Source organism: Rhizobium sp. CNPSo 3670, assembly GCF_057784555.1.
In genome coordinates, this window is the sequence record NZ_JBXSOL010000004.1 from 220,593 (window position 1) to 246,010 (window position 25,418).

The window sequence follows — 25,418 nt, forward strand, 5'->3', positions numbered from 1 at the left end:
AATATTTTTCGACGCTGTCAATCGGCCTCGTTGTTGGCCGAGGGAGAGCTATGATAGTCATCGCCGAAATCGGGCTGGGGAGAATTGCATGAATTCGCTGGAAAGCGGAGCGACGGCGCAAGCACAAGAGCCGCAAACCTCCGATGTGACCGAACTGATCCTCCAGGACATACTTGCCGGCCGTCTCCCGCCCGGAACCTGGCTGAAGCAGATCGATCTCGAAAGGCGGTATAACTGTACGCGACCCGAGGTACGCAGAGCTCTCGACAGATTGGTGCAGAAGCGACTGGTGGAGCATGTCCCCAATCGTGGTTACCACGTCCATAAGCAAGACGGGCGCCGCGCCCGGGAGGTCAGCGACATTCGCGTCATCCTCGAAGTCGCCGTCAGCGACCGTATCGTCGCGAATGCGAGCGAGGCAGATATTGCGAAGTTGCGGGTTCTGGCTTCACGATTCGACGATCTGGTGTTGAACGGCACCACGCTCGAACTTTACGAAGCCAATCTCGCCTTCCACCGCCATCTGCTTGCTCTCGCAGGCAACCAGGAACTCGTGGAACTGATCACGGAAATTCGGCAGCGGACATCCTCCGCGCCGGTGTCGCAGTGGCGAACGCGCGCCCGCATCGAGCAATCCGGCCGCGAACATCAGCAGATGGTCGATGCGATAGAGCGACGCGATACCGATGGTCTGATGGAGCTGACGCGCAGGCACATTCTTCAAGCCTGATCGGCCTCGATGACGCCGTTAGCTGATGCTGAAACTTGGACATAACCGGAAATCGCTGAAGGGCGCATTTATGCCATCTCTGGCGGCGGCCTTGTGCCCTGATGCAATGGCGCCGCGTGGAGTTTTGACGCCGTGCCATCCCAGGCATCCGCAGCCAGTGGATATCCCCATATCACGCGCCCCGTATCGACAGCCGTCCTCCATCCGCAAGCTCATCCGCGCGTTCGTTGCCTGATATGGCGGAATGGCCCTTGCACCAGGCAATGGTTACGAGGGCGTTCCGGGATAGCTGAAGATCGACCGCTTTCCAGAGTTCCGCATTAGCGATCGCCCGGCTGCGGGCGTTCCCATTCGGATTGTTTTTCTTCCAGCCGTTATTCTTCCAAATGTGCCGCCTGTCGTTGCAGCCTTTGACGGCATAGATCGAATCCGACCAGATGGTCGCGGCTTCGCCCGTTGCTTCGCTATTGATCCACATGACTGCCTGCAAGACGGCGGTCAATTCCATCGAATTATTGGCGGAATCACGCACACCGCCGAAGCTGGACGCGATTTCCACAGAATCGCGATAGGCGACAAAGGCCCAGCCTCCGTGCCCGGAACCGGGGTCATAACAACCATCCACGAAGACGTGGAGACCGTGTTGGGCTGTCGGGGCCGTCGTTATGGGGGAGCTTAGCTCCTTGCAAATGCCTGCCATTTTCGCCTTCGCTGCGCCCCCCGCACTGACCTGCGCGATTTGCGACGGCCACCCGAAGCCGACATTGGAATTGCACGTCCCCTCGTGTCAACTATTGACGACGGTGGCACAGAAAGCGCCTACTGCCGATGGGAAACTGTGAGGGGCAGCGCCATGGACAATCCGTTGAGCAGCGCCGGCAAGCGCGATCATGCCGTAACCGTTCGCCGCATTCTCAAGGTCAATCACGCCGGCGAATTCGGCGCAATTCGCATCTACGGAGCGCAGATCTGGATGGCCGATCGGCTGTTTCCTGATATCGTGCCAGCACTTCGCAAAATGCGGAACGACGAGATCGAGCATTGCCGCCTGTTTCACGACGCGATGCCATCCAGGAATGCCAGACCATGCCGCGTCATGGCATTCTGGAGCCTCGGCGGTTATCTGCTCGGTTTGCTGACGGCCCTCGGTGGACGCAACATGGTCTGGATCTGCACCGAGGCGGTCGAAAGCACGGTTCACCGCCATCTCGAAGATCAACTGGCATTCCTCACGACCCGTGATCGGGAGCTTCACGGCCTCATCGCCTCGATCCAGGAAGAGGAGTTGGCGCATCTCAGGGAGGCTGAGAGCAACCAGACGAAACGCGGCATCGGCCACGCCCTGCTTCTGCCAGTCGTCGCCGCGCTCACCGACATGATGATCTGGCTCTCGACATGGGGAGACTCAAGCTGGATGCGCGCCGAAATGGCGCGCTCCAAGGGTGTTTGATGGTCTGGCAGCCGCTTCCGTGCCATTCAGTTATCACCGGTCTTGGCCCAAATTGCTCTGGGCCCAAGGCTTAATGGTCTGGAGACGGCGAAGTCAGTTGTTCGCAGATCGTTTGGGAGGCTCGGCCAGGTTGATCCGGTTGCCCTCACCGTCGAATATCTGAGCCACGCGCCCAAAGTCGCCTTCGATTTTGTTGGCGGGTTGCAAGCCCTGGTGCGAAAGCCTTTCGAGCTCAACCTCGAGCTCGGGTACGACGATCGTTATGATCCCGTTGCCGGCGCGTTCGTCATCCTTCCAGACCTGCAGGCCGGCTTCGCCCATATTACGCCACTGAGCCATGCCCGGTATCGGTTTGCTGTCTGCGGGACGTCCCATGAACTTCTCATACCAGACGAGCGCCTCGTCAAAGTTGGAAACGGTGGCGGAGGCGAAGATGCTCTGGACGATTATTGAAGTGGTGGTCATGTCGTACTCCTTGGTTGGACAAGTGGATGTCGTGCAGGAGTTCTCGATTTCGACAGGCCGCGCAAAAAAAGCTCGCGTCAATACAAAACTTTCGAGCGCTGTTCTTCGAGGTGGCGTCGTTCTGCCTCCGACCAACACAATCCGATAGCGACCGTGAAAGCTTCCGCCGCCTCGACAAGCCTGCCTAGATCGGCGCAAATCTGCGCGCGGGCCGTCCAGTACGGCAGGTAGTCGGCCATTCGCAGATCCCCGGCAAGAGCATGTATGTCAGCAAGAGCCGCCTCTGCCTGCCCTATCCGCATGAGAGCCACGGACCGATTGAGCGTCACGACGGGCGACGGAGCAATCCTGCCCAGCACGTCATAGAGGGAAATCACGGCCTGCCAGTTTAAGATGCCGCTCAAACGGCGCGCGACATGAGCAGATTGGATGGCCGCCTCGATTTGGTAGCGGCCGGTCGGACCGTTTGCATTTGCTTCTCTGAGGAGACCTTCAGCGAGGCGCAATTGCTCATGATCCCAAAGCCCGACATCCTGGCTGTCCAGCGATACGAATGCGCGATCGGGGCCTCTGCGAGACGATCGCCGCGCCTCCGTATAAAGCATCAGCGCGAGAAGACCTTTCGGTTCCGGCTCTTGCGGAAGCAGGGATACGACCACGCTTGCAAGCCAGATTGCCTCATGTCCAAGCGCCTCCGCCCCGTCGATGTCGATCCACCCGTTGGTATAGGCGGCGTAGATGGAGGCGAGTACTGGCGGCAGGCGGTCCGACAGTTCCTCCTTTTCCGGCACGAGGAACGGAATTTTCTCATCCCTGATCCTCGCCTTGGCTCTTACAAGCCTCTGCCCCATGGCCTTCGGAGAGACGAGAAACCGCGCGGCGATGTCCGCAGCGGTCAGGCCTAGCACGGTCTGGAGGATCAGCGGCGTTCGCGCCGACGCATCGATGCCAGGATGTGCGCAGGCAAACATGAGCGCTAGTCGCCTGTCCGCAATCTCCTCGTCCATTTCCGCCGCGGCCGAGAGTTCCTCGGTAACGAGGGCAAGATGATCGGCGCTCTTCGCCTTCACTTTGTCTTTGCGCCAGTCATCGAGTTTGCGCCTGCGCGCGATGGTCAACAGCCAGGCATCGGGGTTGTCGGGCACGCCATCGACAGGCCATTTTGCGAGAGCCGTGAGGAAAGCCGTCGCGAGCGCATCCTCCGCGGACGCGATATCACCCAAACGCCCGCCAAGGTAAGCGACGAGTCGTCCATAGCTCTCGCGCGCCACCCGCTCTGCTACACCTCGGGCAACGCTGGAACCAGAAACCGTCATCCCGCATATTCCGACGCATCCCTGATGCGACGAACCTCAACCGTTCCCCAGGTCGCGGCAGGACAGCGTGCCGCCCATTTGTTGGCCTCGTCCATATCGGCGACGTCGATGATAAAGTACCCACCGAACTGTTCGCGAACATCGGCATAAGGGCCGTCCAAAACGCTGACCTCGTTTCCTTGAGCACGAACGAGACTGGCCTCAGAGGAACTGACGAGCGCATTGCTGGAGACAAATGCTGCCGCCTTCTCCAGCGCTTGTTGATAGGCATGCATCTGCTCCATGAAGCGCCCCATGTCCTCAGGCGCTATGGACTTCCCGGCAGTTTCGTCCGCATGCAGCATCAGCATGTAGCGCATCGCTTTATCCTCAGTGAAACCAACTCCCCGCGGGAACGAGCGCCAAGAATAACAATTCGTATGAAGAAGGGAACTGCTGTTGACGGCTGCTGTGTCCGCCTCCGGGTGCAATGCTGTTCTACTTACCTAACGGAAGATTACCCACATCTTCTGGCTAAAATCTCGAAAATGCGCTAGGAATTCATCCAAGCTTATTAAGAGAAACACGTTAAGAGACAAGGTACGGCGGATGGACGCCACCTTTGACCGATCGACATTTTCTCATTCCCGGACGACGCCGTGAAACGCCGAAATCTGTCTCTTGCTCTTATGCTTGCGCTGGCATCACCGGCCGCCGCACAGACCAGCGCTATTTGCAACGACTTGCGCGGTCGCCTTGCCGACCTGCCACGATCGATCGGTAGCAATAACGGGCCGGAAGCGCGCCAATATGCAAATGCCATGGCCGAGCAGAACCTCGAGCTGCGCAAGGTCCGCAACGATCTGCGCAATAACGGATGCACTTCCGGCAGCATGGTCGTGATTGGCAGTGACAACGCCGATTTTTGCGCCGAACTCTCTGACGCCGAAGCCCGGATGATCGACAATATCCGTTATCTCCAGGAGCGCCGCGACGAACTGCGCAACCAGGGCGACGGCACTGACGACGCGCGCCGAGAATTGACGGCGGCACTCGAACGCAACGGCTGCAACAGCGACAATTTCTATGCCCCGACCGAGCGTAGCGCAGACGACCCCGCCCCGAGTGTCGAGGAACAGGCGATGCGCACCGATACCTTCATTCCGCTCGGCGGCGGTGAAGAGACCGATCTGCGTTACGGCCTGCCGAGGGCCGAAATGTTTTCACCGATCAGCACCATCTGCGTGCGCAGCTGCGACGGTGGCTTCTTCCCGATCAGCTCAAATACCACTTCGGTGGATTTCGGCCGCGATGCCCAGACCTGCGCCAAGATGTGCCCCGGCATTGAAACCGAGCTCTTCTATCGCGACGTGACCAGCACCGACTCCTCGAACATGATCTCGGTCGCAACGGGCGCGCCCTATAGCGCCATGAAGAACGCTTTTGTCTACAAGAACCGCGCGCCTGGCGAGAAAAATTCCTGCGCCTGCAATCTCACCGCCTATTACGAGGAGATGCGCGGCAAGCAGGCCCTGAGCGAACCGCCGGAGCAGGGCTCGATAACGACGGTCCGCACTAAACCGCCGACGAAAGATACTGCGGCAGCATCAGCCCCGCCGCAGCCATCCGTTGCCGAACGTCCCTACGACCCCACGCAGAACAAGGTTCGTCAGGTCGGCCCGCAATTCCTTGCCGGCGACCAGGGCTCGATCGACCTTGCCAATCCGGCGACGCCGGGGCCGCAACCACAGCAGCAGTAATTGCTACGGGTCGTTGCGTCCCCATCCGTCGTGGAAAACGAGTTCCTCGAGCGGCAGCCGCTGCCGCCAACCTTTGACCGAAAGTTCCGGTTCGTCATAAAGACGGTCGACAAAGCCGGCGCAGAGCCAGGCGACCACCTCGATATGCTCCGGTATGCCAAGAATTGTTTTCAGGTCGCCTTCGCGAAAGATGCTGACCCAGCCGATGCCGACCCCTTCGGCGCGGGCGGCAAGCCAGAGATTCTGGATAGCGCAAACGGTCGAATAGGAATCCATCCGCGGATTGTGCGTCCGCCCCAGCACGACGCTGCCGCCGCGGGTGGGATCGCATGTCACGCATATGCCGAGCGGCGCCTCGACGATGCCTTCCAGCTTCAGGGAGCGATAGGTCTGCCGGCGTTCGCCCTCGAACATCAGTGCCGCCTCCTCATTCGCATTCGCAAAGGCATCCCTTACGCGTGCTCGCACGGCTTCGCTTTTCACCAGGACGAAATTCCACGGCTGCATGAAGCCGACCGAGGGCGCATGATGGGCGGCAGTCAAGAGCCGTGCCACGACATCGTCGGGCAAGGGATCGGGCAGGAACTGGCTGCGCACGTCACGCCGCGTCATGATCGCGTGATACACGGCTTCGCGCTCGGCCGGCGAAAAACCGGACACCGCCGAAAGGGCATCCGCATCAAAGGGTCGCATCGTCAAATCCCCAACAACGCAACCGCCCGCCGTCCGCGCGGGTTGGGTCTATCGCGCCAGGCCGGTCTTCTGACTTGGCTTCATCCATCTGCCGCAGCCTTCCCGGCAAAGCCAGTGGCGTGATGAAGCGGCAGACGTCGGCCTTACAGCGTTGGGCACGTTCCGGCCTTGCACCGGATTCCCGATTCTCCCGCCTCGAGGGCGGGCACCTGACGGCGCATCTATTTCAGGAAATCGGAACGGAGGCAAGCGTCGGCACGTCAGCCTCAAAGAGGCGAACCCGTGATTTCGCCTCGCAGATTTTGCGTGACAATGAGCGGCCGCGACGCTACATACGCGCAATGTCGACGACTTCAGCCTACGCCTCCTCGCGATTTTATTCGTACCGCTGCTTCCAGCGGATGCGGGTCTGTGCGTAACTGAATTCAACGCGACGACAACCCGAACAGCCGCTAGTCTACCTGGCGGCTTTTCTGTTCCGCACGGTATGACCAAACAGGAGCCATGCCTTGCCCGACACCATCAATGATCTGCGTATTCTCGAGATCACCCCGCTGACCAGACCCGCCGATATCATCGCGGAAATTCCCCGAACCGCTTCAGTCAGCGAGACGGTGACCAGCAACCGCAATGCCATCCACCAGATTCTCAAGGGTGAAGACGACCGCCTGATCGTCGTCATCGGCCCCTGCTCCATCCACGATCCGGTTGCTGCACGCGAATATGCCGCGCGGCTGGCCGAGCAGCGACAGCGCTTCTCCAGTGATCTGGAAATCGTCATGCGCGTCTATTTCGAAAAGCCCCGCACCACAGTCGGCTGGAAGGGCTTGATGAACGACCCGCATCTCGATGGCAGCTACCGTATCGAGGAAGGGCTGAGAATTGCCAGGCGCCTGCTGCTCGACGTCAACGCGATGGGCCTTCCGGCGGGTGTCGAATTCCTCGAGACGATCACACCGCAATACATTGCCGATCTCGTCAGCTGGGGTGCGATCGGCGCCCGCACGACCGAGAGCCAGATCCATCGCCAGCTCGCCTCCGGCCTCTCCTGCCCGATCGGCTTCAAGAACGGCACCGACGGAGGCGCTCGCGTCGCGATCGACGCGATCCTGGCCGCTTCGCAGCCGCACCACTTCCCGGCCGTCACCAAGGACGGACAGGCGGCAATCGCTTCGACGAAGGGGAATGAAGACTGCCACATCATTCTGCGCGGCGGCAAGCGGCCGAATTATGAGGCGGCCGATGTCGGAGCCGTCACAGCGGAATGCCTGAAACTCGGGGTCACCCCGCGCATGCTCATCGACGCCAGCCATGCCAACAGCAGCAAAGATCCGATGAACCAGCCACGGGTTGTCAAGGACGTCGCGGGACAGATCTCCGCGGGCAATCACCACATCAAGGGCATGATGATCGAAAGCAGCCTCGTTGCCGGCCGCCAGGATCTCGTTCCCGGCAAGCCGCTGGTCTACGGCCAGTCCATCACCGATGGCTGCATTGACTGGGAGATGTCGGTGAGTGTGCTGGAAGATCTGGCGGACGCCGCTCGCAGGCGGCGCCGAGCGGCAGCGGCTTAGGCCGCCGGAAAATACCTGACATAGGCAAACTCGTCACCATCAGGTGACCAGCAGGGCACGTTGATCGTGCCCTGCCCGCCGAAAAGCTCGAACAGCGTCTTCAGGTTGCCGCCGTCCATATCCATCAGCCGCAGCCGCACGTCGAGATCGCGCGGATGGTCGAAGACGGAAGGATCGTAGGACAGGATCAGCACCTTGTCGTTTTTGGGCGACGGATGGGCGAACCAGTTCCCCTGATTGTCCGACGTCACCTGTTCGAGGCCTGTGCCATCCGGATGGATGCGCCAGATCTGCATCAACCCGGTGCGACTGGAATTGAAATAGATCCATTGGCCGTCGGCGGAATAATCCGGCCCGTCGTTGCGGCCTTCGCCATGCGTCAGCCGCGTCTCGACGCCGCCATCGACGGAGATCGTATAAATGTCGAAATGATCGTCACGAATGCCGCAATAGGCGAGCTGGCGGCCATCCGGTGACCAGCCATGCCAATAGGACGGCCGGTTTTGCGTGATGAGCCGCGGCGTGCCCCCCTCGACCGGCAGGATATAGATCGTCGACTTGCCGAATTCCGTCTTGTCCGAGATGACGAACTCAGTGCCATCAGGCGAAATGCCGTGATCATTGTTGCAATTGACGGCAAAGCCGGTATCGACCTTCACCACCTCGCCGCCATCGAGCGGCAGCCGGAAGAGCAGCCCGTCGCCGTTCAGCAGGAGATAGGAGCCATCGGGCGAGAAATTCGGCGCTTCCACCAGCCTGTCCGTCTGCCAGACCTCGCGAGCCCTGCCCGTCCTGACATTGTAGATCTCGACCGAGCTGCGCATGTTGCCTCCCTGATATGTCGATTGCGTCAGCGATCTAGATGCGTCAGCGATCTCGATTGCGTCAGCGATCCCGATCGCGTCAGCAATCCCGATTGCGCTAGCGATCCCGATTGCGCTAGCGATCCCGGAACCGGTTGGTGATCGGATAGCGCCGGTCGCGCCCGAAATTCTTCTTGGTGATCTTCACGCCCGGCGCCGATTGCCGGCGCTTGTACTCGGCAAGATAAAGCAGGTGCTCGACGCGGTGGACGGTGGCGACGTCATGGCCGCGCGCGACGATCTCCTCGACCGCCATTTCCTTCTCCACCAGGCACTCGAGAATATCGTCGAGGACGGGATAGGGCGGCAGCGAATCCTGGTCCTTCTGGTCCGGGCGAAGCTCGGCCGAGGGTGCCTTGTCGATGATATTCTGCGGGATCACCTCGCCCGACGGCCCGAGCGCAGTCGGCGGCACATTCTGGTTGCGCCAGCGCGCCAGCGCATAGACCTGCATCTTGTAGAGGTCCTTGATCGGATTGAAGCCGCCGTTCATGTCGCCATACAGCGTGGCGTAGCCGACCGACATTTCCGACTTGTTGCCCGTCGTCACCACCATCGAGCCGAACTTGTTGGAGATCGCCATGAGGATGACGCCGCGCGCGCGGCTCTGCAAATTCTCCTCGGTGATTCCGCTCTCCGTTCCCTCGAAGAGGTTGGACAGCGCGCTGCTGAAGCCGGTTACTGGCTGCTCGATCGGTACGATGTCATAGCGGCAGCCGAGCGCCTTGGCACAGTCGGCTGCATCCTTCAGTGAATCTTCCGAGGTGTAACGATAGGGCAGCATCACCGTTCGCACCCGCTCCTCTCCGAGAGCATCGACCGCGATCGCTGTGCAGATCGCCGAGTCGATGCCGCCGGAAAGGCCGAGAACGACGGTTTTGAAACCGTTTTTGTTGACGTAGTCGCGGAAGCCGAGCAGGCAGGCGCGATAATCGGCCTCCTCGCCCTCGGGAATACGCGCCATCGGTCCTTCGGCGCAGCGCCAGCCGGCTTCCCCACGTTTCCACGTCGTCACAGCAAGTGCCGTCTCGAACTGGCTCATCTGGAAGGCGAGCGATTTGTCGGCATTGAAGGCGAAGCTCGCCCCGTCGAACACGAGCTCGTCCTGCCCTCCGAGCTGGGCGGCATAGATCAGCGGCAGGCCGGTCTCGATCACCTGCTTCAGTACCACCTGGTGACGGATATCGACCTTGCCGCGATAATAGGGAGACCCGTTCGGGGACAGCAGGATCTCCGCCCCGCTTTCGGCCAGCGTCTCGCAAACGCCGAGATCACCCCAGATATCTTCGCAGATCGGAATGCCGAGCCGCACGCCGCGGAAATTCACCGGCCCCGGCATGGCTCCCTGCACGAAGACCCGCTTCTCGTCGAACTCGCCGTAATTCGGCAGATCGACCTTGTCGCGCACCGCGACGACCTTGCCGCCGTCAAGCACGGCGACGGCATTATAGCGTCCGGTCTGGTCCTGCCGGGGAAAACCGATGATGACGCCCGGCCCGCCATCGGCGGTATCGGCCGCAAGGCTTTCCACCGCCTTCCAGCAGGCACGGATGAAGGCCGGCTTCAGCACCAGATCTTCCGGCGGGTAGCCGGAGATGAAAAGCTCGGTCAACACGAGCAGATGCGCGCCCTCTCGGCCCGCATCGGCACGGGCTTCGCGCGCCTTGGCGAGATTGCCGGCGACATCGCCGACTGTCGGATTGAGCTGGCCGATAGCGATGCGGAAGATATCGGAGAGAGCGTTTTCCTGTGTCATGTCATTTGTTTAGCCTGCGGCTCCCGTTACCGCAACACGTTCGCGGCCAAAGCGTTGCATCCGGCTCACGAATTTTTTGTGAACAGGCCTGCTGGAGGCTTACGGCACCGATGCATTGCAATTTACCGGCGGAGCGGAATACTGACGCACGAACGCGGCAGCATCGATAACGGTCATTGGAAACAGGCCATGAATAACTTTTCGAACTTCGTGCACCATCATTTCGACAAACCGGCCGACGAACTCGGCGACACGGAAAAGCGCGTGCTGGCGAAAGCGCACGAGCGCAAGATCATCTCGACCGACGTCAACGCCGCCTTTTCTGCCGAGGCCTCTTTTGGAGAACGTATCGCCGACAGCATCGCCCGTGTCGGCGGCTCATGGTCGTTCATCCTCGGCTTCTTGGCCTTCCTCGTCGTCTGGACGGCGATCAACACCATCGTTTTGGCGAGTGGCGCTTTCGATCCCTACCCCTTCGTCTTCCTGAACCTGATCCTTTCGATGCTCGCCGCCATCCAGGCGCCGATCATCATGATGTCGCAGAACCGTCAGGCCGAGCGCGACCGCTTCGAGGCGGCCAAGGATTACGAAGTCAATCTCAAGGCCGAACTCGAAGTGCTCTCCTTGCACCAGAAGATCGATATGCGCGTCCTGACGGAGCTGACGGCGCTGCGCGAAGACGTCGCTCGTCTCAGCGCCGCGCTCGCGACCAAGACCTGAGGCGGGGCACTCTCAAATCAACGGGGCGGATACCTGTCATATTGCGGCAGACCATCTGTTATCTCGTAGAAATCACCCTTGTCGGTGCAATAAATGTGATGGCTGAAGGAAAGGCCGCTCGGTTCGTCGAAGGCTCCGGCCAGGACCGAAACCTCCGGTGATTCATCCCCCTGCCAAAACAGCGCCGAGCCACAATTGCCGCAGAGGCCGCGTTGCGCCTCGCCGCTCGACCGATACCACCGGACTGCGCCGGGATCTTCCACCGAAAGCGCCGCGCGCGGCACGTTGACCGCAGCATAATAAAGTCCCGTCTGGCGGCGGCATTGCGAACAGTGGCAACCGACGACAGGTCCGGGTTTCCCCCGAATTGAAAATCGCACGGCGCCGCAAAGACAGCCGCCTGTATGTTCTTCGCTCATAGGTCGTCTCCCTTTGCTTGCGCCAGGGTGCCGCCGATCGCAGACGGCGTCAAATCCGTTTCCCTGAACGAACGATCAGGATTCTTGAAGGCCGCCAATCCCACTCTTGCGAAAGCTTTGGCCGGTAAGGCATGCTGGTCGTTCTTGCATTTCACCATGGCTTGGCTGTCGATGCTGACTTTACGACAAATTGAGGTAATAAGGGCCATCATGGTCACCGGCAGCATCGCTGGCGCCGCACGGCTGCTGAATGTCTCGGCGCCTGGCCTCAGCCGCCTCATGAAATACACCGAGGATTCCCTCGGCATCAGGCTGTTCGACAGGCGTGCCGGACGCTACGTACCGACCTCGCAGGCACGCAACATCTTCGATCTGCTCGACACCGTCCACCGAAAAATCGACGATCTGCAGTCCGCCGTGGCAGGCCTTGGCCGCGGCCAGAGCCAAGAGCTTTGCATCGCATCCGTCCCGAGCATCGCCAACGTCATGGTTCCGCGGGCCATCGCGAAGCTGCGGCAACGCTTTCCGGATCTCTCGCTCGACGTCAACATTCTCAAAATCGAAGAGGCGATCGACTACTTGCTGCTCGGACGCGGCGAATTGGTCGCCATCTCGTCCCGCTTCGACCATCCGCTGATAGAATTCGAGCCGCTGGCAAGTGGCAGGCTGTTATGCATCGTTCCGGAGACCAGCCCTTTAGCCGCAAAGGACAAGATTACACCGCAGGAAATGTCCGACCATCCGCTGATCGGCATCAATCCCAAGGATCCCTACGGGGCGATCATGGCGGCAATGTTTATCAACAACGGCATCGATTACCGGATGAACATCAAGGCCCGTTTCGGCACGACGGTTTGCAGCCTTGTCGCTGCCGGTCTCGGCATAGCCATCATTGATGAATTCACTGTGGCGCATGGCATGGTTCGGGGATTGAAGAGCATCGAAATCGACGCCGACAGTATTTTTCATACCTACATCGCCTATCGCAGGGACCTGCCCCTGTCCGCTTATGCCGAGCACTTTCGCCAGCTTTTGCGCCACGAGATGAAAAGCGCGAGTTCGATCAAGGCTGCCGGATCCTCGAAGCGAAGGAAAACCTCTTCAGCAACATCGCGATAGATGAAGCCGCTGACCATCCGTTCGTTATGGCTTACGCACGCCATTAACATCATGTTATGGAAGGCTGCAAAAATGATACTCGATCTACCGGCCAGCTATCGCTAGATTTTTCTCGGGAGTTACATCGGCCAACCGCTGGGTCGATGCTCGACTTCCAGCGATGAGATGGACGATCGATGACAGGTTTCATTCCTTCGGGAAGCACAAGGCTTTTTTCAGTGGTGGGTGATCCCATCGACCAGGTGCGATCGCCAAGCGTCCTCACCCGCCTTCTGGTTGACCAGGGTGAAGAAGCCGTCGTCGTTCCGATGCATGTGGCCGCCGCCGATCTACCTACCCTTTTCCAGGCGCTGCATACGGTTCGCAACATCGGCGGAATCCTCGTGACTGTTCCGCACAAGCAGGAGGCATTCGGTTTATGTGCAACGGCGACGGATCGCGCTGCTTTCGTGGAAGCCGCCAATGTCGTGCGGCGGCTGGATGACGGCTGGCACGGAGACAATACCGACGGGCTGGGATATCTGGACGGGATCGAAAGACAGGGGTTTGCCGTTGCCGGCCGCAAATGCCTGCTGATCGGATGCGGTGGGGCGGGATCGGCCATCGCGCTCGAAATCATGAGACGCGGGGCGTCATTGCTTGCGATCCACGACATCGATCGCGAGCGGCGAGATGCCGTCATCGCCAAGCTTGACAGGCATTATCGCGGTCGGGTTGTCGTCGGCAGCGCAGATCCGGCAGGCTACGATCTCGTTGCCAATGCCACGCCCCTCGGCATGCGGCCGGAGGATCCCCTGCCGATCGATGTATCCAAACTGGAATCGCGACAATTCGTGGCCTGCGTGGTCACAAAACCGGAAGTTCCGCCGCTGATCGAGGAGGCGCGGCGGCGCGGATGCCGAACCATGACGGGTGCCGGAATGTTCGACGCGCAGGCCGCGACGCTTGTGGACTTCCTGCTGACGCGACCGAGCGAACGGGAAGTAGGCTTGAAACGAGACTGACTTTCGTCTCCTGCTGACGTGAAGGCCGGTGGCGCGTGGAGACGGCGCCCTTAAGAACCGGTCTGTTTTTACTGGGAGGACTGCATGTACCGTAAATATCTGCTCGCAATCTCGTCCACGCTGCTCATCGGAGTGGGCGCGGCCCGAGCCGAAGATACCGTGAAGCTTGGCATGGTCGTCGAATTGTCCGGCGCCGGCGCTCCTGCTGGCACCAACTGGCGTGACGGCGTCAAGATCGCGGTCGAGGAAATCAATGCCGAAGGCGGAATCCTCGGCAAGAAGATCGAACTCGGCGAATACGATACTCAGACCGACCCTCAGGTTTCGCGCGCACTCGTTCAGAAGGCGATCGATGAGGGAGCATATGCGATCCTCGGCACGATCTATTCCGGTTCGACGATGGTCAACATGCTGGTGGCACAGCAGAACAGCACGCCGCAATTCGTCGGGTCGGAATCGCCGAGCATCGTCCAGAAGGGCAATCCCTTTGTTTTCCGCACGTCGTCTGGTTCCCAGAAAGGCATTCCCGCGCTGACGAATTATTTCACCGACACGCTCAAGGCCAAGAAGGTTGGCATCGCCTGGGTGAACAATGAATTCGGCAAGGGCGGCCACGATGTTTTCGCAAGCGAGATGAAGAAAGCCGGTATCGAGGTCGTCGCCGACGTCTCGTCCGAACAGGGCCAGGCCGACTACGCCGCCGATATCGCCAAACTTAAGCAAGCCCAGCCGGATGCCGTCTTCGTCTACATGAATCAGGAGGAATCGGCGCGTTTCCTGATCGAGGCCAGGAAGCAGTCCCTGGCCATGCCGCTCGTCGGAGAGGTTACGCTTACGGAAGCCAAGGTGGTGGAGCTGGCCGGCCCGGCCGCCGATGGCGCGATCGCCCATGTCGGCCTAACGGCCGCGGCAACGGATGTTCCGGGCATCGGCGCCTTCGACAAGAAATTCGAGGAGACTTTCAAGCGCAAGCCCACCCATGACGCGATCAAGGGTTATATCGGAACGTGGACGACCAAATACGTCACCGAGATGGTCGGCGAGCTGGACGGTGAATCCTTCGCCGAAAAGATGCATGGTCTGTGCCTGAAGGCGGCGGATTATCCGCAGATCCTTCTCGACACCTGCTGGGATGAGAACGGAGAAATGTCGCGTCCGAGCTTCATCGTGCAGGTGAAGGACGGCAAGGCCACTGTCATCGGCACGGTCCCCGCCAACTGATCAACCTCCGCTTCGCCGCGGCAGCCTCTCCTGCCGCGGCCATCGAAAGAGTGGCACGATGTCCCAATCCCTACAGGTTCTCTTGTCCGGTCTGGCGACCGGCTCCATCTACGCGCTCGTCGCCATCGGCTTTACGCTGGTATGGCAGGCCGCGCAAACCGTTAACTTCGCCCAGGGCGAATTCGTGATGCTGCCTGCCTTTTTCGTGCTGGCCTGCATGAGCATCCTCGGAATGCCGTTCTGGATGGCCCTGCTGGCCGGCCTCGTACTATCGATGGTCATTCTCGGCGTCCTCTTCAAAAAGCTCATGGTAGAGCCCATCCTTCCCCATGGCGGTATCACGCTGATCATCGCGACAATGGCACTGGGCATCCTGCTGAAGGAAAGCGTGAAGGAGTTCTACTCGGCGGAAGCCCAGCCGTTCCCCGCCATGTTCCCGAACGACCCGATCGACGTTTTCGGCGCGATCCTTTCGATGCAGGACATATTCAACCTCGTACTCTGCCTCGGTATCGTCGTCCTCCTCACGCTGTTCCTGAACCGCACGCGCACCGGGCGCTGCATGCAGGCTACCGCGCAAAATCCCGGCGTCGCGGAGATCCTCGGCGTCGATGTCAGGCGGATGATCCTCTATACCTTCCTGATCAATGCCGCGCTCGCCGCCCTCGCGTCCTATCTGATCACCCCCGTCTATCTCGCCAAGTTTTCGAATGGTGAAACGCTCGGCCTGATCGCTTTCATCGCCGCGATCGTGGGCGGCTTCAACCAGATTCGCGGCGCGCTGGTCGGAGGGCTGCTAATCGGTGTTCTCGACAACCTGACCGCCGCCTACGTCACCGCGGAGTACCGTGCCGCCCTGCCCCTGGTTCTCCTGATCGTCATCATCCTCGTCAGGCCGCAAGGTATCCTGGGAACGTCGGAAGGGAGGACGGTCTGATGCTGACTCCCAAATTGCGCTTGCTCATAATCATCGCGCTCTTGGCGCTCGCCATCGCCGCACCGATTGGCCACAAGAACTACATCATCTATGTGCTGACATCGTGGATGATCTTTACCATCGCCTCCATGGGACTGAATTTGACGCTCGGCTATGCCGGCCAGATTTCGCTGGCGCAAGCCTCGTTCATGGCGATCGGCGCCTATATCACCGCGTTGCTGACGCTGGCCGGCTGGCACTGGATCGTCGCGATGCCGCTGGCTCTCTTCGCATGCTTCGTCGTCGGTCTGCTGCTCGGCTATCCCGCGCTACGCGTCAAGGGTCACTTCCTGGCGTTCGTGACGCTCGCCTTCAACACGCTCGTCTTCCTCGTCCTCAGGAACGAGGATTGGCTGACCGGCGGCAGCATTGGTCTCGTCGGCATGCCGCGTCCGGACTTCGGGCTGTTCTCGACGATGAAGCAGCTGCCGTTCTACTATTTCACGCTTGCCGTCACGGTGCTCGCAGCACTCGCCATGTGGGGTATCGTTCGCTCGCCGTGGGGACGCGCCTTCAAGGCGTTGCGTGAAAATCCCGTACGCGCCGAGAGCCTCGGCGTCGACACTCGCCGCATCACCCTGCTCGCCTTCGCCATCGGCTCAGCCTATGGCGGGCTGGCTGGAACTTTGATCACACCCCTCGTGCAGTTCATCGAACCCGGCTCCTTTGCGCTCGCGCATTCCCTACGCATCCTGCTGATGGTGATCGTCGGCGGCGCGGGATATTTCTTCGGGCCGCTGGTGGGAGCGGGCGTCGTCATTCTGCTTCCGGAGGTCCTGCGCTTCACCGAGGGATATTATCTCATCATCTATTCGGCGCTGGTCATCGTCATGCTCATTTTCGTCCCCTCAGGGCTGATCGGCGTCGGCGCCAGGATCCGCGCAAAACTCTGGCCGAAAAAGCAGGTCCGTGCAGACATGGCCGAAGGAGCAAGCCTGAAATGAACGCGCCCATTCTCTCCGTTCGCAATATCGGCAAGAGCTTCGGCGGAATCCGCGCCGTCGACAATGTTTCCTTCGAAGTCGGCAAAGGCGAGATCCTGGGGCTGATCGGCCCCAACGGGTCGGGCAAGTCGACGCTCTTCAACTGCATCCTCGGCCAATTGACCCCGGATACTGGCGACGTGGCCGTCAACGGCAGGAACGTCTCCGGCATGCGCGCCTCCGACCTCAACAAGCTCGGGGTCGGGCGCACCTTCCAGCAGCTTTCGGTCTTTCCGAAAATGTCTGTGCTGGACAATATCATCCTTGCCGGACAGGAACATCACGGCACGATGCTGTCGCGCCTCTTCGGACCGGGTGATGCCGGCCTGACGGCGGAAGCCGAAAAGATGATCTCCTTCTTCCGCCTCAGTCACCTGAAAGACACGCTAGCCGGCTCTCTTTCATACGGCCAGCAGAAACTGGTCGACGCCGCCATGGCCTTCATGGCGGGGCCGAGCCTCGTCCTGCTCGACGAGCCGGCCGGCGGTGTCAACCTGACGATGCTCGCCAATCTCAAGGATCGGCTCATCGCCTACAATGCCGAACACGGAACGACATTCGTCGTCATCGAGCACAATATGGAATTCGTGATGAGCCTGTGCTCCCGCATCATCGTTCTCGCCGAAGGCAGCATCATCGCAGAAGGCACGCCGGGCGAAATCCGGTCGAACCAGACCGTCATCGATGCCTATCTCGGAGGCTGAAAATGCTTGAACTGAAAAACATCCAAGGCGGCTACGGCAAGATCACCATCCTGAACGGCGTGTCGTTCTCGATCCCGAAGGCGTCCATCACAACCGTCATCGGGCCGAACGGCGCCGGCAAGTCGACCGTCTTCAAGGCGATTTTCGGCCTCCTGAACATTCATTCGGGCCAGATCCTGCTCGACGGCAAGGATGTGACCCGGCAAACGCCGCGCCAGATGATCGCCCACGGCGTCACTTACGTTCCGCAGGGACGCAACGTCGTCCCGCAGCTCTCGGTCTACCATAATCTGGAGCTCGGCGGCATCACCGCAAGCGACCAGGCGAAAGTGCGCCAGCGCATCGACATGGTGATGGACCAGTTCCCCATGTTGCGCAAGTTCAGCAACCGCAAGGCCATCGAACTGTCCGGCGGGCAACAGAAGCAGTTGGAGGTGGCTCGTGCCCTCCTGCTCGACCCGAAGCTGATCCTGATCGACGAGCCTTCCATCGGCCTGTCGCCCAATCTCGTGCAAGAGGTCTTCCAGACCCTGATCCGGTTGCGCGACCAGGGCGTTACCATCCTGATGGTGGAGCAGAACGCCAAATCGGCGCTTGCCATGTCGGATTACGGCCTCGTCCTCGAGCTCGGTCAGACCCGCATGCACGACAAGGCGACCGCCCTGCTCGCCGACCCGCGCGTCGGCCAGCTCTTCCTCGGCGGCCACATCGAGACCGAACATGCACATTGAAGCGCTAGGCGTCGTCGCAAGCTTGGGAGACTGCCCGATCCGGTGCGGCGCGAGCCGGCGGCTTTGGTGGATGGATGTCCTGGCTCCAGCGCTGTGGAGCTAGGATCCGAAGGGCAAGGTGATTGGCTGCTAGTGGAGTTGCCCCATGAAAACTTCGATTGCGACGGTATCGACCAGCGGCGAACTCCCGGAAAAGCTGGAGGCGATCGCCAGAGCAGGTTTCGACGGCGTGGAAGTCTTCGAAAATGACTTCTTGGCCTTCGATGGGAGCCCAGCGGATGTCGGTAGGATGGTCCGCGACCACGGACTGGAGATCACGCTCTTTCAGCCCTTCCGTGATTTCGAGGGCATGCCGGAGCCCCTCCGCAGCCGCACCTTCGACCGCGCCGAGCGCAAATTCGACGTGATGCAGCAACTCGCAACCGAATTAATCCTCGTTTGTTCCAATGTTTCTTCCGCCGCACTCGGCGGCATTGATCGGGCAGCGGCAGATTTTCACGAGCTCGGCGAGCGGGCGGCCAAGCGTGGCTTGAAGGTCGGCTACGAAGCCCTCGCCTGGGGAAAGCACATCAACGATCATCGGGATGCTTGGGAAATCGTACGTAGGGCCGATCACCCGAATGTCGGCCTGATCCTCGACAGTTTCCACACGCTTTCGCGCAAGGTCGATATCAACTCGATCCGATCGATTCCCAAGGAAAAGCTCTTCATGGTGCAGCTTGCCGATGCGCCCTTGATCGATATGGATCTGCTTTATTGGAGTCGGCATTTCCGCAACATGCCCGGCGAAGGAGATCTCCCTGTTGCAGCCTTTGCCGCCGCCGTCGCCGATACTGGCTATGACGGCTACTTTTCTCTGGAAATATTCAACGACCAGTTCCGCGGAGGCTCCACACGTTCGATCGCCACCGACGGACATCGTTCGCTGATCTATCTTGGCGATCAGATCCGCCGCGCATCCGCCGTCCCAAATCTGTCGATACAGCCGATGCCCGCGCGCGCCACCGTCAAGGGCATTGCCTTCGTGGAATTTTCGGCGGACGAGGAAGGGGCGGCCGACCTTGTCCGTATGTTGGAAACGTTAGGCTTCCACAAGGAGGCAATCCATCGGAGCAAGGACGTAAACCTTTACCGGCAAGGCGACATACGTCTTATCATCAATACGGATCGACATGGTTTTGCCGGCTCCTCATTTGCCATCCATGGAACGTCGGCTTACGCGGTCGCCCTGGTGGTCGACGATGCCACGAATGCTCTCGAACGTGCCGTCGCCCTCGACGCGGAGCCCTTCCGCCAACCGGTCATGCCGGGCGAGGTGGAAATTCCGGCAATCCGCGGCGTAGGCGGAGGAGTGATCTACCTGATAGATGACAAAAGCAATCTCGGCCGGTTTTCGGAAATCGATTTTTTGCCCGTTGAAGACGAAACCGAGGTCGTTTCCGCCCATCTGCTCCATATCGACCACGTTGCGCAGACGGTCGCCTATGACGAGATGCCGACCTGGCTTTTATTCTACACCGCGATCTTCGAAGCGCAGAAAACGCCGATGGTCGACATCATAGATCCCGCTGGCGTGGTACACAGTCAGGTGATCGAAAACGCATCCGGCTCGCTGCGCATTACGCTGAACGGCGCGGAAAACAGGCGTACGCTGGCTGGCCATTTCATGGCCGAGACGTTCGGCTCCGGCGTGCAGCACCTTGCCTTCCATACCGACGACATTTTCGCGACAGCAGCCAGCCTGCGACAGAACGGTTTCAAACCACTCGCGATTTCGCCGAATTACTATGACGACCTCGAAGCGCGCTTCGGATTGGATACGCAAGTCAGCGATCGGCTGAAGGCGGAAAACATCCTGTACGACAGGGACGAGCACGGAGAGTATTTCCAGCTCTATGGCCCGACGTTCGGCGAGGGTTTCTTCTTCGAGATCATACAGCGTCGGGGCTATGCAGGCTACGGAGCGGGCAATTCGATTTTTCGCATCGCAGCCCAGAAGAAGCATCTGAGGCCCGACGGCATGCCGAAAGCTTGATGACCCCAAGCTGTTGCCCCTCGACAACACCTGCCGATCTCCTCGCGTCGCCGCGTTGAACCGGAAGCTGTTATCGGTGATACTACAGGCTCAATTTATTCAACCCTTGGGAGACTGACATGAGAGCGACCCTGTCCAGACAGAAAGGAAACATCGCCCACAAGGACATTCTGCCTCATGAATATTCGGTTCTCCCGCGCGAGGAAAAGCTCGCGACGCCATAACCTCTTCCTGAATTTCTTCCGCGACTACCCGAACGCCGCTGAACGCGAGCGGCGCTGGTCGCGCATGCGCAAGTTCATCTCCTATTACCGCCCGCATCTGCCTTTGCTGCTGGCGGATCTGCTTTGCGCCGTCCTCGTCGCCGCCACCGCCGTGGCGTTGCCCCTCTGTGCCAACATCGTCACCAGCCGGCTTCTCGCTCTGCCGGATGCCCCCGACGCCTTCGCTCAAATCCTTGCGATGGGCGGTGTGATGCTCGCCGTTCTGGCCGTCCAGGTAGCGGCGATTTTCTTCGTCGATTATCGCGGCCATGTCATGGGCGCCCGCATCGAGGCGACGGTGCGGCAGGAACTCTTCGAGCATTACCTGAAGCTGTCCTTCAGCTTCTACGATCGCCAACGCACCGGGCAGTTGATGAGCCGCATCACCAACGATTCCCTCTGGCTGGGCGAGCTCTTTCACCACGGCCCCGAGGATCTCTCCATTGCCGTCCTGAAATATGGCGGCGCCATGCTGGTCTTGTTCTTCATCGACCCGCTGCTGGCAACCCTCATCCTGTTGCTCACTCCGGTGGCGGTGGCCTATGCACTTTATTTCAACCGGCGCATGAACCATGCGCTCGAAGCCAGCAAGCGCCAGGTCGCCGCTGTCAACGAGCGTGTCGAGGATGCGCTTGCCGGTATCCGTGTCGTCCAGTCCTTCGCCAACGAAGCATTGGAACGGCAGCGCTTCGCCACACAAAACCAGCGTTTCCTGCAAAGCCGCGCCGACGGCTACCGCAGCGAGGCCTGGTTTTCGGTAGGCACCGAAACCTTCGCCCAGCTCGTCACCATATTGGTGATCATCGCAGGAGGCCTGCGCATCCTGACAGCGGACCTGACCGTCCCGGATATGCTGACCTTCCTGCTCTGCGTCGGCGTGCTGGTCGATCCCGTGCAGCGGCTCGCGAATTTCGTGCGCCTCTGGCAGGAGGGTTATACCGGCTTCACGAGGGCCATGGAGATCCTGGAAATCGATCCCGATATCACCGATCGACCGGACGCCCATCCGATGCCGGCGCCAAGGGGCGAGATCAGTTTTTCCGACGTCGCCTTCGGCTACGAAGCCGATGGTCCCAGGGTGCTGGAGCGGCTTTCCCTCACCATCGCCCCCGGAGAGTTTGTCGCGCTGGTCGGCCCTTCTGGAGTGGGCAAAAGCACGCTTTGCGCGCTGATACCGCGCTTCTACGATGTCGAAGCTGGGGCGATCCGCATCGACGGAACCGATATCCGCGACGTGACGCTGGCTTCGCTGCGACGCCATGTCGGGGTGGTGCAGCAGGACGTCTATCTCTTTGCCGGCACCGTTGCGGAAAACCTGCGTTACGGCAAGCTGGACGCGACCGATGGCGAGCTCGAAGCGGCCGCCCGCGCCGCCAATGCGCACGACTTCATCATGGCTCTGCCGAACGGCTATGACACCGATATCGGCCAGCGCGGCGTCAAGCTTTCGGGCGGCCAGCGCCAGCGCATCACCATCGCCCGCGCCTTCCTCAAAGATCCGGAAATCCTGATCTTCGACGAAGCGACCAGCGCCCTCGACAATGAGAGCGAGCGGGCGGTGCAGCAGGCGCTGCTCAGTCTGGCGAATGGCAGGACCACCCTGGTCATCGCCCACCGCCTGTCGACCGTCCGCCACGCCGACCGCATCCTGGTCCTGACGGGCGATGGCATTGTTGAACAGGGCACGCATGATGATCTGATGGCGCAAGGCGGCGTCTACGCCAACCTGCACAGCGTTCAGGCCAGCATCTGAAGCCAATAAAAAGCCCGGTCGAGCCGGGCTTTTCATCATCTGTTTCGGGCTATCCTCAGCCGTTGACGACCATGCGCTTCTCGTCGCGGCCGCCCTTCATCCGCTCGGCAAGCAGGAAGGCGAGTTCGAGCGCCTGGTCGGAATTGAGGCGCGGGTCGCAATGGGTGTGGTAGCGGTCCTGCAGATCGTCGGCTGTGACGGCGCGGGCGCCGCCGGTGCATTCCGTCACGTCCTTGCCGGTCATCTCGACATGGATACCGCCTGGATGTGTGCCTTCGGCGCGGTGAATCTGGAAGAAGCTTTCGACTTCCGACAGGATTCGCTCGAAGGGACGGGTCTTGTAGTTGTTGAGCGTGATCGTGTTGCCGTGCATCGGGTCGCAGGACCAGACGACCTTGCGGCCTTCGCGCTCGACGGCGCGAATGAGACGCGGCAGGTTTTCGGCGACCTTTTCATGGCCGAAGCGGCAGATCAGCGTCAGACGGCCCGCTTCGTTAGCGGGATTCAGAATGTCGATCAGCTGCAGCAGATCATCGGCCTGCAGCGACGGGCCGCATTTCAGGCCGATCGGGTTCTTGATGCCGCGGCAATATTCAATATGGGCGTGATCTGCCTGGCGCGTGCGGTCGCCGATCCAGATCATGTGACCTGACGTGGCATACCAGTCGCCGGAGGTGGAATCGACGCGGGTCAGCGCTTCCTCGTAGCCGAGCAGCAGCGCCTCGTGGCTGGTGAAGAAATCGGTCTCGCGCAGGCTCGGGTGATTTTCCGAAGTGATGCCGATCGCTTTCATGAAATCCATGGTTTCGCTGATGCGGTCGGCAAGCTTGCGGTAGCGCTCGCCCTGCGGGCTGTCCTTGACGAAGCCGAGCATCCACTGATGCACGTTTTCGAGGTTGGCGTAACCGCCCATCGCAAAGGCGCGCAGGAGGTTCAGCGTCGCGGCCGACTGGCGATAGGCCATGGCTTGGCGTTCCGGGTTCGGGATGCGCGACTCCTCGGTGAATTCGATGCCGTTGATGATGTCGCCGCGATAGGCGGGCAGCGTCACGTCGCCCTGCTTCTCGACATTCGACGAGCGCGGCTTGGCGAACTGACCGGCGATGCGGCCGACCTTGACGACCGGCAGCTGCGCGCCGAAGGTCAGCACGACGGCCATCTGCAGGAAAGCGCGGAAGAAGTCGCGGATGTTGTCGGCGCCGTGTTCGGCGAAGCTCTCGGCGCAGTCGCCGCCCTGCAGCAGGAAACCGTTGCCCTCAGCGACATTGGCGAGATGCTTCTTCAGGCGGCGCGCTTCGCCTGCGAAGACGAGAGGCGGATAGCTGGCGAGAGTGGCCTCTGTTGCCGCCAAAGCGGCTGCATCGGGATATTCGGGAACCTGCAGGATCGGTTTCTGCCGCCAGCTGCTCGGGGTCCAGTTCTCTGCCATTTTACCAACCTCACTCACATCCATTCCTCGGATGCCCTGTCTTAATATCCGGCGGCTTATAGACCTTTAGATCAAGCTTGCAAAGGCCAATCACCGGAAGCTTTAAACCAGCATATACCATGTCGATTTCCCCATATTTCAGACTTTGCATGTAGAAGCTGAAGGAATTTCAATTCGGGGACATGTCATGGCGATCCTTCCGCCCGGCTTCATATTGGACCGCTCGGGCAATTTCGGCATCATGACGGCATTGCTGATGGTGCCGCTCGTGGGTGCGGCCGGCATGGCGGTCGATGTGGCCCACGCACTGAGCCTGAGAACGCAGCTCTACGCCGCCGCCGATGCTGCGGCCGTCGGTTCGATCGCCGAAAAATCGGGCGCAGTCGCCGCCGCAATGACAATGAACGGCAACGGCACGGTCTCGCTTGGCAACACCGACGCCCGCAACATCTTCATGTCGCAGACGTCGGGTGAGCTGACCGACATTCATATCGATCTCGGCATCGACGTCACCAAGACCGCCAATAAGCTGAACTCGCAGGTTTCCTTCACCGCGACCGTGCCGACTACCTTCATGCGCATTTTTGGCCGGGATTCGATCACCATCTCCGGCACGGCGACAGCTGAATACCAGACTGCCGCCTTCATGGATTTCTACATCCTGCTCGACAACACGCCTTCCATGGGCGTCGGCGCGACCGCAACCGACGTTTCGAAGCTGCAAGCCAAGACCGGCTGCGCTTTCGCCTGTCACCAGATGGACCAGAGCACCAACAACTACACCATAGCCAAGAGCCTCGGCGTCACCATGCGCATCGACGTGGTTCGCCAGGCTACCCAGGCGCTGACCGATACGGCCAAGGCCGAGCGCGTCAGCAGCGATCAGTTTCGGATGGGTGTCTACATTTTCGGCACCAGGGCCGAGGACGCGAAGCTGACGACGATTTCCGGCCTCACCTCCGACCTGACAAAAGTCAAGAATTATACCGACGCGGTCGACCTGATGACAATTCCTTACCAGAATTACAACAGTGACCAGCTCACGAGCTTCGACAGCGCGATGACGCAGATCAACACAATCATCGACCCCGCGGGCGACGGAACCTCGAATATCAGCCCTGAAAAAATCCTGTTTTTCGTCGCCGACGGCGTCGGCGACAGCTACAAGCCCTCGACATGTACCAAGAAGACGACCGGCGGTCGCTGCCAGGAGCCGATCGACACGTCTTTCTGCAAGCCGCTGAAGGACCGAGGCGTCAAGATCGCCGTGCTCTATACCACTTACCTGCCGCTGCCCAGCAACAACTGGTACAACACCTGGATCAAGCCCTTCCAGAGCGAGATACCGACGAAAATGCAGGCCTGCGCCTCGCCCGGCCTTTATTTCGAAGTCACGCCCACCGACGGCATCGCCGACGCGATGAAGGCGCTTTTCCTCAAAGTCATCCGCGCGCCGCGCATCACCAGTTAGCAGG

Annotated in this window: 25 protein-coding genes and 1 riboswitch; of the genes, 15 read left to right on the plus strand and 10 right to left on the minus strand. The window is 60.3% G+C overall.

Annotated elements, in window-relative coordinates; genetic code table 11:
* The first annotated feature begins 88 nt into the window (after positions 1-88).
* Positions 89-730, plus strand: a complete 642-nt coding sequence (locus AC13QO_RS05795; RefSeq protein ID WP_488540125.1) for a GntR family transcriptional regulator — start codon at positions 89-91, stop codon at positions 728-730.
* A 172-nt stretch (positions 731-902) separates the two neighbouring features.
* On the opposite strand, the gene AC13QO_RS05800 is transcribed toward AC13QO_RS05795, so the two are convergent.
* On the minus strand, positions 903-1,430 hold the full coding sequence (locus AC13QO_RS05800; protein WP_488540126.1) for a ribonuclease H family protein: 528 nt from the start codon (positions 1,428-1,430) through the stop codon (positions 903-905).
* Between the two features lie 153 nt (positions 1,431-1,583).
* Here AC13QO_RS05800 and AC13QO_RS05805 point away from each other — a divergent pair, with 153 nt between their 5' ends.
* Positions 1,584-2,180, plus strand: a complete 597-nt coding sequence (locus AC13QO_RS05805; protein WP_488540127.1) for a demethoxyubiquinone hydroxylase family protein — start codon at positions 1,584-1,586, stop codon at positions 2,178-2,180.
* A gap of 93 nt (positions 2,181-2,273) precedes the next feature.
* Here the strand turns inward: AC13QO_RS05805 and AC13QO_RS05810 are convergent, their stop codons facing one another.
* The 3 genes from AC13QO_RS05810 to AC13QO_RS05820 form a co-directional block, all read right to left on the minus strand.
* Complete coding sequence (locus AC13QO_RS05810; protein ID WP_183700175.1) at positions 2,274-2,645, minus strand: VOC family protein; 372 nt, start codon at positions 2,643-2,645, stop codon at positions 2,274-2,276.
* A 77-nt stretch (positions 2,646-2,722) separates the two neighbouring features.
* Positions 2,723-3,961, minus strand: coding sequence for an RNA polymerase sigma factor (locus tag AC13QO_RS05815; protein WP_488540128.1), 1,239 nt, complete (start codon positions 3,959-3,961; stop codon positions 2,723-2,725).
* A complete protein-coding gene (locus AC13QO_RS05820; protein ID WP_488540129.1) occupies positions 3,958-4,320 on the minus strand; it encodes a YciI family protein in 363 nt (120 codons plus the stop codon). Before AC13QO_RS05820 ends, AC13QO_RS05815 begins: the two co-directional genes overlap by 4 nt.
* A gap of 279 nt (positions 4,321-4,599) precedes the next feature.
* On the opposite strand from AC13QO_RS05820, the gene AC13QO_RS05825 reads away from it, so the two are divergent.
* The gene (locus tag AC13QO_RS05825; RefSeq protein WP_085778373.1) at positions 4,600-5,700 is read left to right on the plus strand and encodes a DUF2865 domain-containing protein; all 1,101 of its coding nucleotides are present in this window, start codon (positions 4,600-4,602) and stop codon (positions 5,698-5,700) included.
* A 3-nt stretch (positions 5,701-5,703) separates the two neighbouring features.
* On the opposite strand, the gene bluB is transcribed toward AC13QO_RS05825, so the two are convergent.
* Positions 5,704-6,393, minus strand: coding sequence for a 5,6-dimethylbenzimidazole synthase (gene bluB / locus AC13QO_RS05830; protein ID WP_085778374.1), 690 nt, complete (start codon positions 6,391-6,393; stop codon positions 5,704-5,706).
* A 42-nt stretch (positions 6,394-6,435) separates the two neighbouring features.
* A riboswitch (cobalamin riboswitch) is annotated at positions 6,436-6,621 on the minus strand.
* Between the two features lie 281 nt (positions 6,622-6,902).
* Here bluB and AC13QO_RS05835 point away from each other — a divergent pair.
* Positions 6,903-7,967 carry a 3-deoxy-7-phosphoheptulonate synthase gene (locus AC13QO_RS05835; protein WP_488540130.1) on the plus strand — a complete coding sequence of 355 codons (1,065 nt, stop codon included), beginning with the start codon at positions 6,903-6,905 and terminating at the stop codon, positions 7,965-7,967.
* Here AC13QO_RS05835 and AC13QO_RS05840 read toward each other — a convergent pair.
* Both AC13QO_RS05840 and AC13QO_RS05845 read right to left on the minus strand, forming a co-directional pair.
* On the minus strand, positions 7,964-8,791 hold the full coding sequence (locus AC13QO_RS05840) for a TolB family protein (RefSeq protein WP_488540131.1): 828 nt from the start codon (positions 8,789-8,791) through the stop codon (positions 7,964-7,966). The genes AC13QO_RS05835 and AC13QO_RS05840 overlap by 4 nt on opposite strands.
* 115 nt (positions 8,792-8,906) lie before the next feature.
* Positions 8,907-10,586 (minus strand): NAD+ synthase, encoded by a 1,680-nt coding sequence (locus AC13QO_RS05845; RefSeq protein ID WP_488540132.1) that lies wholly within the window; start codon positions 10,584-10,586, stop codon positions 8,907-8,909.
* Positions 10,587-10,775: 189 nt separating this feature from the next.
* Here AC13QO_RS05845 and AC13QO_RS05850 point away from each other — a divergent pair, with 189 nt between their 5' ends.
* Complete coding sequence (locus AC13QO_RS05850; RefSeq protein WP_085778378.1) at positions 10,776-11,306, plus strand: DUF1003 domain-containing protein; 531 nt, start codon at positions 10,776-10,778, stop codon at positions 11,304-11,306.
* Between the two features lie 17 nt (positions 11,307-11,323).
* On the opposite strand, the gene AC13QO_RS05855 is transcribed toward AC13QO_RS05850, so the two are convergent.
* Together AC13QO_RS05855 and AC13QO_RS05860 are read right to left on the minus strand one after the other, a co-directional pair.
* Positions 11,324-11,725, minus strand: a complete 402-nt coding sequence (locus AC13QO_RS05855) for a GFA family protein (RefSeq protein WP_488540133.1) — start codon at positions 11,723-11,725, stop codon at positions 11,324-11,326.
* Positions 11,722-11,952, minus strand: coding sequence for a hypothetical protein (locus tag AC13QO_RS05860; RefSeq protein WP_488540185.1), 231 nt, complete (start codon positions 11,950-11,952; stop codon positions 11,722-11,724). The genes AC13QO_RS05855 and AC13QO_RS05860 overlap by 4 nt, the downstream gene beginning before the upstream one ends.
* On the opposite strand from AC13QO_RS05860, the gene AC13QO_RS05865 reads away from it, so the two are divergent.
* The 9 genes from AC13QO_RS05865 (at position 11,897) to AC13QO_RS05905 (ending at position 22,514) form a co-directional block, all read left to right on the plus strand.
* On the plus strand, positions 11,897-12,844 hold the full coding sequence (locus tag AC13QO_RS05865) for a LysR family transcriptional regulator (protein ID WP_488540184.1): 948 nt from the start codon (positions 11,897-11,899) through the stop codon (positions 12,842-12,844). The two genes, AC13QO_RS05860 and AC13QO_RS05865, sit on opposite strands and share 56 nt — an antisense overlap.
* Before the next feature lie 218 nt (positions 12,845-13,062).
* Positions 13,063-13,848 (plus strand): shikimate dehydrogenase family protein, encoded by a 786-nt coding sequence (locus AC13QO_RS05870; RefSeq protein ID WP_488540134.1) that lies wholly within the window; start codon positions 13,063-13,065, stop codon positions 13,846-13,848.
* 84 nt (positions 13,849-13,932) lie between these two features.
* Positions 13,933-15,069: an ABC transporter substrate-binding protein gene (locus tag AC13QO_RS05875; protein ID WP_488540135.1), complete on the plus strand. Its 1,137-nt coding sequence runs from the start codon at positions 13,933-13,935 to the stop codon at positions 15,067-15,069.
* Between the two features lie 58 nt (positions 15,070-15,127).
* Positions 15,128-16,006, plus strand: a complete 879-nt coding sequence (locus AC13QO_RS05880; RefSeq protein WP_488540136.1) for a branched-chain amino acid ABC transporter permease — start codon at positions 15,128-15,130, stop codon at positions 16,004-16,006.
* Positions 16,006-16,989 carry a branched-chain amino acid ABC transporter permease gene (locus AC13QO_RS05885; protein WP_488540137.1) on the plus strand — a complete coding sequence of 328 codons (984 nt, stop codon included), beginning with the start codon at positions 16,006-16,008 and terminating at the stop codon, positions 16,987-16,989. Before AC13QO_RS05880 ends, AC13QO_RS05885 begins: the two co-directional genes overlap by 1 nt.
* A complete protein-coding gene (locus tag AC13QO_RS05890) occupies positions 16,986-17,732 on the plus strand; it encodes an ABC transporter ATP-binding protein (RefSeq protein WP_488540138.1) in 747 nt (248 codons plus the stop codon). The genes AC13QO_RS05885 and AC13QO_RS05890 overlap by 4 nt, the downstream gene beginning before the upstream one ends.
* A 2-nt stretch (positions 17,733-17,734) precedes the next feature.
* Positions 17,735-18,463, plus strand: a complete 729-nt coding sequence (locus AC13QO_RS05895; RefSeq protein WP_207242350.1) for an ABC transporter ATP-binding protein — start codon at positions 17,735-17,737, stop codon at positions 18,461-18,463.
* A gap of 145 nt (positions 18,464-18,608) precedes the next feature.
* Positions 18,609-20,498 carry a bifunctional sugar phosphate isomerase/epimerase/4-hydroxyphenylpyruvate dioxygenase family protein gene (locus tag AC13QO_RS05900; protein WP_488540139.1) on the plus strand — a complete coding sequence of 630 codons (1,890 nt, stop codon included), beginning with the start codon at positions 18,609-18,611 and terminating at the stop codon, positions 20,496-20,498.
* A 177-nt stretch (positions 20,499-20,675) separates the two neighbouring features.
* Entirely contained in the window at positions 20,676-22,514 is a 1,839-nt protein-coding gene (locus AC13QO_RS05905; protein WP_488540140.1) for an ABC transporter ATP-binding protein, read from the plus strand.
* A 55-nt stretch (positions 22,515-22,569) separates the two neighbouring features.
* Here the strand turns inward: AC13QO_RS05905 and AC13QO_RS05910 are convergent, their stop codons facing one another.
* Positions 22,570-23,943 (minus strand): class II 3-deoxy-7-phosphoheptulonate synthase, encoded by a 1,374-nt coding sequence (locus AC13QO_RS05910; protein WP_183700154.1) that lies wholly within the window; start codon positions 23,941-23,943, stop codon positions 22,570-22,572.
* A 187-nt stretch (positions 23,944-24,130) separates the two neighbouring features.
* Between AC13QO_RS05910 and AC13QO_RS05915 the strand changes: the two genes are divergently transcribed.
* Positions 24,131-25,414 carry a pilus assembly protein TadG-related protein gene (locus AC13QO_RS05915; protein ID WP_488540141.1) on the plus strand — a complete coding sequence of 428 codons (1,284 nt, stop codon included), beginning with the start codon at positions 24,131-24,133 and terminating at the stop codon, positions 25,412-25,414.
* Positions 25,415-25,418 lie beyond the last annotated feature (4 nt).

Coding starts and splice junctions, on each gene's coding strand:
- AC13QO_RS05795 (WP_488540125.1), top strand. CDS start 89: ATGAATTCGCTGGAAAGCGGAGCGACGGCGCAAGCACAAGAGCCGCAA.
- AC13QO_RS05800 (WP_488540126.1), bottom strand. CDS start 1,430: ATGGCAGGCATTTGCAAGGAGCTAAGCTCCCCCATAACGACGGCCCCG.
- AC13QO_RS05805 (WP_488540127.1), top strand. CDS start 1,584: ATGGACAATCCGTTGAGCAGCGCCGGCAAGCGCGATCATGCCGTAACC.
- AC13QO_RS05810 (WP_183700175.1), bottom strand. CDS start 2,645: ATGACCACCACTTCAATAATCGTCCAGAGCATCTTCGCCTCCGCCACC.
- AC13QO_RS05815 (WP_488540128.1), bottom strand. CDS start 3,961: ATGACGGTTTCTGGTTCCAGCGTTGCCCGAGGTGTAGCAGAGCGGGTG.
- AC13QO_RS05820 (WP_488540129.1), bottom strand. CDS start 4,320: ATGCGCTACATGCTGATGCTGCATGCGGACGAAACTGCCGGGAAGTCC.
- bluB (WP_085778374.1), bottom strand. CDS start 6,393: ATGCGACCCTTTGATGCGGATGCCCTTTCGGCGGTGTCCGGTTTTTCG.
- AC13QO_RS05840 (WP_488540131.1), bottom strand. CDS start 8,791: ATGCGCAGCTCGGTCGAGATCTACAATGTCAGGACGGGCAGGGCTCGC.
- AC13QO_RS05845 (WP_488540132.1), bottom strand. CDS start 10,586: ATGACACAGGAAAACGCTCTCTCCGATATCTTCCGCATCGCTATCGGC.
- AC13QO_RS05850 (WP_085778378.1), top strand. CDS start 10,776: ATGAATAACTTTTCGAACTTCGTGCACCATCATTTCGACAAACCGGCC.
- AC13QO_RS05855 (WP_488540133.1), bottom strand. CDS start 11,725: ATGAGCGAAGAACATACAGGCGGCTGTCTTTGCGGCGCCGTGCGATTT.
- AC13QO_RS05865 (WP_488540184.1), top strand. CDS start 11,897: ATGCTGACTTTACGACAAATTGAGGTAATAAGGGCCATCATGGTCACC.
- AC13QO_RS05860 (WP_488540185.1), bottom strand. CDS start 11,952: ATGCTGCCGGTGACCATGATGGCCCTTATTACCTCAATTTGTCGTAAA.
- AC13QO_RS05875 (WP_488540135.1), top strand. CDS start 13,933: ATGTACCGTAAATATCTGCTCGCAATCTCGTCCACGCTGCTCATCGGA.
- AC13QO_RS05880 (WP_488540136.1), top strand. CDS start 15,128: ATGTCCCAATCCCTACAGGTTCTCTTGTCCGGTCTGGCGACCGGCTCC.
- AC13QO_RS05885 (WP_488540137.1), top strand. CDS start 16,006: ATGCTGACTCCCAAATTGCGCTTGCTCATAATCATCGCGCTCTTGGCG.
- AC13QO_RS05890 (WP_488540138.1), top strand. CDS start 16,986: ATGAACGCGCCCATTCTCTCCGTTCGCAATATCGGCAAGAGCTTCGGC.
- AC13QO_RS05895 (WP_207242350.1), top strand. CDS start 17,735: ATGCTTGAACTGAAAAACATCCAAGGCGGCTACGGCAAGATCACCATC.
- AC13QO_RS05900 (WP_488540139.1), top strand. CDS start 18,609: ATGAAAACTTCGATTGCGACGGTATCGACCAGCGGCGAACTCCCGGAA.
- AC13QO_RS05905 (WP_488540140.1), top strand. CDS start 20,676: ATGAATATTCGGTTCTCCCGCGCGAGGAAAAGCTCGCGACGCCATAAC.
- AC13QO_RS05910 (WP_183700154.1), bottom strand. CDS start 23,943: ATGGCAGAGAACTGGACCCCGAGCAGCTGGCGGCAGAAACCGATCCTG.
- AC13QO_RS05915 (WP_488540141.1), top strand. CDS start 24,131: ATGGCGATCCTTCCGCCCGGCTTCATATTGGACCGCTCGGGCAATTTC.